Raw genomic sequence first — 5760 nt, forward strand, 5'->3', positions numbered from 1 at the left:
CCTCCGCTGCCGGGGCGGTCGCCGAAGCCGCCGCCCTGGGAGCGGCCCGGCTGACGGTCGCTCCACTGGCTGCCCCAGGGGGAGTTGCCGCCCCCGCCGGAGGAGTCGTCGTCGGAGCCCTCGGGGCGGCGCGGCTGCCAGGGACGGTCGGGGGCGTCCTCCGGCGGCGGGGCGAACGGATTGTCGTCCCTGGGGCCCTCGGACGCGGGTCCGTCCGACTTCTTGGACTCCTTGGACGGCGACGGCGGCGTGGGTCGGCCTTCGCGCGGCAGTACGGCGCCGGCGGGCATCGTGAGGCGAAGGCTTCGGTCCGGCATCAGGTGTGCGTCTTCCCTTGGGTCGGCGTGGTCCGTGCTCCGAGGCGACGTCCGGTCGCTTCTTCAGAGCAACGTCCGGTCGCTGCTCAGCGTTCCGTCCCGCTGACGCTACCTGGAGCGCCCGCCCCCGTCCCATGGGGCCCGTCCGGTGTGCCGGTATCGTTGCTGACGGTCGGCCGCTTCGTAGGGTTCCCCGTATCGGGGAGCACGAAGCCTTCGTACGTCCGTACAAGGCGTCCGTGTGCAGGCGACCGTGCAAAGACGCATCACGCTCTCCCAGAAAGGGCCCCGCCGTGGCCAAGGCCAAGCGCCTCGTCGTGCTGGTCTCCGGATCAGGTACGAATCTGCAGGCACTGCTGGATGCCATCGCGGCACAGGGGACGGACGCGTACGGGGCGCAGATCGTCGCCGTCGGCGCGGACCGCGACGGCATCGCCGGTCTGGAGCGCGCCGAGCGGGCCGGGATCCCGACCTTCGTGTGCCGGGTGAAGGACCATGCGACGCGCGAGGACTGGGACCGCGCGCTCGCCGAGGCGACCGCCGCGCACACGCCGGACCTGGTGGTGTCCGCCGGCTTCATGAAGATCGTGGGCAAGGAGTTCCTCGCCCGCTTCGGCGGCCGGTTCGTGAACACGCACCCGGCCCTGCTGCCCAGTTTTCCCGGTGCGCACGGTGTGCGGGACGCGCTCGCGTACGGCGCCAAGGTCACCGGATGCACCGTCCACTTCGTCGACGACGGCGTCGACACCGGCCCGATCATCGCCCAGGGCGTGGTCGAGATCCGCAATGAGGACGACGAGAGCGCTCTGCACGAGCGCATCAAGGAAGTCGAGCGCACGCTGCTCGTCGATGTCGTGGGGCGTCTGGCCCGCGACGGCTTCAGCATCGAGGGACGAAAGGTAGTTATCCCGTGACCGCCGAGAGCAACAAGCGGCCCATCCGCCGGGCGCTGGTCAGCGTCTACGACAAGACCGGTCTGGAGGAGCTGGCGCGCGGGCTCCACGAGGCGGGCGTCGAGCTGGTGTCCACCGGTTCCACCGCCGCGAAGATCGCCGCCGCCGGGGTGCCGGTCACCAAGGTCGAGGACGTCACCGGGTTCCCCGAGTGCCTCGACGGGCGCGTGAAGACCCTGCACCCGAAGGTGCACGCGGGCATCCTCGCCGACCTCCGTCTGGAGGATCACCAGAAGCAGCTCGCCGACCTCGGCGTGAAGCCCTTCGAGCTCGTCGTCGTGAACCTGTACCCGTTCAAGGAGACCGTCGCCTCCGGCGCGTCCCCGGACGAGTGCGTGGAGCAGATCGACATCGGCGGCCCCTCCATGGTCCGCGCCGCCGCCAAGAACCACCCGTCGGTCGCGGTCGTCGTGAACCCGGCCGCGTACGGCGACGTGCTCAAGGCCGCCGCGGACGGCGGGTTCGACCTGAGTGCCCGCAAGCGGCTCGCCGCGGAGGCCTTCCAGCACACCGCCGCGTACGACGTGGCCGTGGCCTCCTGGTTCGCCGCCGACTACGCGGCCGCCGACGACAGCGGCCACCCCGACTTCCTCGGTGCCACCTACGCGCGCAAGAACGTGCTGCGCTACGGCGAGAACCCGCACCAGGGCGCGGCCCTCTACGTCGACGGCACGGGCGGCCTCGCCGAGGCGGAGCAGCTGCACGGCAAGGAGATGTCGTACAACAACTTCACGGACACGGACGCCGCGCGCCGTGCCGCGTACGACCACGACGACCCGTGCGTCGCGATCATCAAGCACGCGAACCCGTGCGGCATCGCCGTCGCCTCGGACGTCGCCACGGCCCACCGCAAGGCGCACGCCTGCGACCCGGTCTCGGCGTACGGCGGCGTCATCGCCGTGAACCGGCCGGTCACCAAGGAGATGGCGGAGCAGGTCGCCGACATCTTCACCGAGGTCATCGTCGCGCCCGACTACGAGGACGGCGCCCTCGAAGCCCTCACCAAGAAGAAGAACATCCGCGTGCTGCGCGCCCCGAACGGCCCGGCCGCCACGGTCGAGACGAAGCAGATCGACGGCGGCGCGCTGCTCCAGGTCACCGACCGCCTCCAGGCCGACGGCGACGACCCGTCCACCTGGACGCTCGCGACCGGGGACGCCCTGTCCCAGGGCGAGTTGGACGAGCTGGCGTTCGCGTGGAAGGCGTGCCGGGCCGTGAAGTCCAACGCCATCCTGCTCGCCAAGGACGGTGCCTCCGTCGGCGTCGGCATGGGCCAGGTCAACCGCGTCGACTCCTGCAAGCTCGCCGTCGAGCGGGCCGGCGAGGAGCGGGCGCGCGGCGCGTACGCCGCCTCGGACGCGTTCTTCCCGTTCCCGGACGGGCCGCAGATCCTCATCGACGCCGGCGTGCGGGCGATCGTGCAGCCCGGCGGGTCGATCCGGGACGAGCAGGTCGTCGAGGCCGCCAAGAAGGCGGGCGTGACGATGTACTTCACCGGGACGCGCCACTTCTTCCACTGAGCGGGCGCGGGACGACCGCGCACATGCGGCGGGGCGCCGGAGGATCTCCTCCGGCGCCCCGCCGCATGGGTACGCGTAGCCGTTCGCCGGCGTCAGTAGGTCGGGCGCTTGAACCACGCGCCGCCGTCCTGCTTGGCGCAGAAGACGACGATGAGGATGCCGAGGACCAGGCTGATCAGGGCGAAGAGGTTCGCCCCGAGCAGGTTGAGCAGGCTGATCGCGATGACCGCGGACGCGTAGACGATCGCCGAGACGCGGATGCCGCCGCGGCCCGAGGAGAACTTCACCGCGGTGAGGATGCCCCAGGCGGCGAAGGCGAGCGTCACCACGCCGAGGCCGATCAGCAGCCCCGTGCTGAAGTCGCTCACGTTGTTCACGTCCTGCGCGGAGGCGCCGCTGTCGGTCAGGTTGTCCTCGATGTAGTCGGCGACCTTCGCGCTCGCCACGATCATGATCAGGCCGAACACGGCCTGGAAGCCGCCCAGGACGTAGAGCATGATCCGCGCGGCCTTCACCCCGCCCGGCATCGACGTCGGACCGCCGTCGTACGGCTGCTGCCCCGCGCCCTGCGGGTAGGCCGGGTAGCCGCCGGGACCGGGCTGCTGGGGATAGCCGTAGCCCTGCGGGGGGACGCCCTGCGGGGCCTGCTGGCCGTACGGATTGCCCTGCGGCTGCCCCTGCTGCTGGCCATAGGGGTTGTTCGGCTCGCCGAAGCTCATGGGATTCGCTTCCTCCGGGTGTACGTCGGGGACGACGCGGTCCGCACGGAGGAACATGCGCGGTGTGCCCATGGTGCGGTCCGCTCCCCCGACGCTGCCCGCGGTACTGCGCGACTCATCGTTCTCAATGAGTTGACGTCTGTCCAGCCGTGGCGAGGGGCGTTGTGCAAGTGCAACTTGGGTGAACCAGGCCCGCCCTGAAACAATGGGCGCCATGACCGCCCAGATTCTCGATGGCAAGGCCACCGCAGCCGCGATCAAGTCCGATCTGACCGCCCGCGTGGCGGCCCTGAAGGAGAAGGGGGTCACGCCCGGCCTCGGCACGATCCTCGTCGGGGAGGACCCCGGCAGCCAGAAGTACGTCGCAGGCAAGCACCGCGACTGCGCCCAGGTGGGCATCGCCTCCATCCAGCGTGAACTGCCCGCGACGGCCACGCAGGAGGAGATCGAGGCGGTCGTCCGCGAGCTCAACGAGGACCCGGCCTGCACCGGCTACATCGTCCAGCTCCCGCTGCCCAAGGGCATCGACGAGAACCGCGTCCTGGAGCTGATGGACCCGGACAAGGACGCCGACGGCCTGCACCCGATGAACCTGGGGCGCCTCGTCCTCAACGAGCCGGCGCCGCTGCCCTGCACCCCGTTCGGCATCATCACGCTGCTGCGCAAGCACGGCGTGGAGATCAAGGGCGCCGAGGTCGTCGTGGTCGGCCGCGGGGTGACCATCGGCCGCCCGATGCCGCTGCTGCTCACCCGCAAGTCCGAGAACGCGACCGTCACCCAGTGCCACACCGGCACCCGTGACCTGTCCGCGCACCTCAAGCGCGCCGACATCGTCGTCGCCGCCGCGGGCGTACCGCACCTGATCAAGCCCGAGGACATCAAGCCGGGCGCGGCCGTCCTCGACGTCGGCGTCTCGCGCGACGAGAACGGCAAGATCGTCGGCGATGTGCACCCCGGTGTCACCGAGGTCGCCGGCTGGATCTCGCCGAACCCGGGCGGGGTCGGCCCGATGACCCGCGCCCAGCTCCTCGTGAACGTGGTCGAGGCGGCCGAACGGAACGCGAACGGTGTTCGCTGAGGCCTCCGGGGGCGGAAAGAAGCAGGGGCGGCGATTTCCCCTGTGGACGCGGGACACCGCCCGCCCCGAGGGCGGCGGCCGTGCGGCCCCCCGTGACGCCCCCGCGCCCGCCCGGCAGTGGCCGCTCATCAGCGTGCTCTCGCTGACCGGCGTCGGTCTGCTGCTCACCGCGTTCGACCAGTTCCGGATCGGCTGCATCCTGGTGGGCGTGGCCCTGCTCGGCGGGGCCGTGCTGCGCTGGGTGCTGCCGTCGGTCGGCATGCTCGCCGTGCGGTCGCGCTTCACGGACATGGTCACGTACGGGATCCTCGGCCTCGCCATCGTGCTGCTCACGATGATGGCGCAGCCGAAGCCCTGGCTGACGATCCCGTTCCTGCAGGACACGCTGCACTTCACCGTGCGGTGAGTGATCCGCGCGGTGGAGTGAGTGACGTGCGGGGCGCTCGGGTCGGAGGCCCGGCGTCCCCCTGTGACGGTCTTCGGGTGAGTTCGAGGATTTCGTCGTAGCAGGGTGGACCTCACGCATAGCCTGGAAAATCGGGATGGTCCCGGAGGTTCGGGTCGTCCCGGGGCGGATCGTGCGAGGGGGCACGCTCCGCGGGGGCGTGCTGCCGGAAGCCGTCGAATGCCCCCGTGCGCCCCCGCCGGGGGAACTGACATCCTGGCTGTTCGCATCCCATTGGGTAACCAGTGGGGGGCCGGGGCCACGGCGCGGCGCGGGGGAATTCACGTACATATGGGGGGAATAGGGGGAAAGCAATGCCTCGTTGGAGGGCGCTACCGGATGAACTCGACCCGCAGGTCAAGGAGTTCGCCAGCCAGTTGCGCCGGCTGGTGGACCGCAGCGGGCTCGGGATCGCCGCACTGGCGGACCGCACCGGGTACAGCAAGACCTCGTGGGACCGCTATCTGAACGGGCGGCTGCTCGCACCGAAGGGCGCCATCGTGGCGCTCGCCGAGGTGACCGGCACCAACCCCGTTCACCTGACCACGATGTGGGAGCTCGCGGAGCGCGCCTGGAGCCGTTCCGAGATGCGCCACGACATGACCATGGAAGCGATACGGATCTCCCAGGCGCGGGCGGCGCTGGGGGAGTTCGGGGGACCCGCCGTCCCGGCCAAGGGCGGCAGGCACAGCAGCACGGCGGCTCCGCCGGCGCCCCGGGCCGGGGTC

General features: G+C 71.0%; 6 protein-coding genes and 1 pseudogene. 5 read left to right on the forward strand and 2 right to left on the reverse strand.

Features of this window, described 5'->3' with window-relative positions; translation table 11 throughout:
- Positions 1-317: pseudogene (locus G3I40_RS15175) on the reverse strand (hypothetical protein); the annotation flags it as partial.
- Positions 318-610: 293 nt separating this feature from the next.
- On the opposite strand from G3I40_RS15175, the gene purN reads away from it, so the two are divergent.
- Together purN and purH are read left to right on the forward strand one after the other, a co-directional pair.
- Positions 611-1231: a phosphoribosylglycinamide formyltransferase gene (gene purN, locus G3I40_RS15180; RefSeq protein ID WP_164302700.1), complete on the forward strand. Its 621-nt coding sequence runs from the start codon at positions 611-613 to the stop codon at positions 1229-1231.
- Complete coding sequence (gene purH / locus G3I40_RS15185) at positions 1228-2790, forward strand: bifunctional phosphoribosylaminoimidazolecarboxamide formyltransferase/IMP cyclohydrolase (protein ID WP_164302701.1); 1563 nt, start codon at positions 1228-1230, stop codon at positions 2788-2790. The genes purN and purH overlap by 4 nt, the downstream gene beginning before the upstream one ends.
- A gap of 92 nt (positions 2791-2882) precedes the next feature.
- Here purH and G3I40_RS15190 read toward each other — a convergent pair whose 3' ends face one another.
- Positions 2883-3581, reverse strand: coding sequence for a hypothetical protein (locus tag G3I40_RS15190; protein WP_239091746.1), 699 nt, complete (start codon positions 3579-3581; stop codon positions 2883-2885).
- A gap of 142 nt (positions 3582-3723) precedes the next feature.
- On the opposite strand from G3I40_RS15190, the gene G3I40_RS15195 reads away from it, so the two are divergent.
- The 3 genes from G3I40_RS15195 to G3I40_RS15205 all read left to right on the forward strand — a co-directional run.
- Entirely contained in the window at positions 3724-4587 is an 864-nt protein-coding gene (locus G3I40_RS15195) for a bifunctional methylenetetrahydrofolate dehydrogenase/methenyltetrahydrofolate cyclohydrolase (protein ID WP_164302702.1), read from the forward strand.
- Complete coding sequence (locus G3I40_RS15200) at positions 4577-4993, forward strand: DUF3017 domain-containing protein (RefSeq protein WP_164302703.1); 417 nt, start codon at positions 4577-4579, stop codon at positions 4991-4993. The genes G3I40_RS15195 and G3I40_RS15200 overlap by 11 nt, the downstream gene beginning before the upstream one ends.
- A gap of 353 nt (positions 4994-5346) precedes the next feature.
- The coding region (locus G3I40_RS15205; protein ID WP_203644102.1) for a helix-turn-helix transcriptional regulator at positions 5347-5760 on the forward strand (414 nt) is incomplete at its 3' end.

The sequence above is a fragment of the Streptomyces sp. SID14478 genome, from assembly GCF_010548525.1.
Lineage (GTDB): Bacteria > Actinomycetota > Actinomycetes > Streptomycetales > Streptomycetaceae > Streptomyces.

What these genes read in the sequence shown, in the direction of transcription:
- G3I40_RS15190 (WP_239091746.1), bottom strand. Translation starts at nt 3,581, where the DNA reads ATGGGCACACCGCGCATGTTCCTCCGTGCGGACCGCGTCGTCCCCGAC.
- G3I40_RS15195 (WP_164302702.1), top strand. Translation starts at nt 3,724, where the DNA reads ATGACCGCCCAGATTCTCGATGGCAAGGCCACCGCAGCCGCGATCAAG.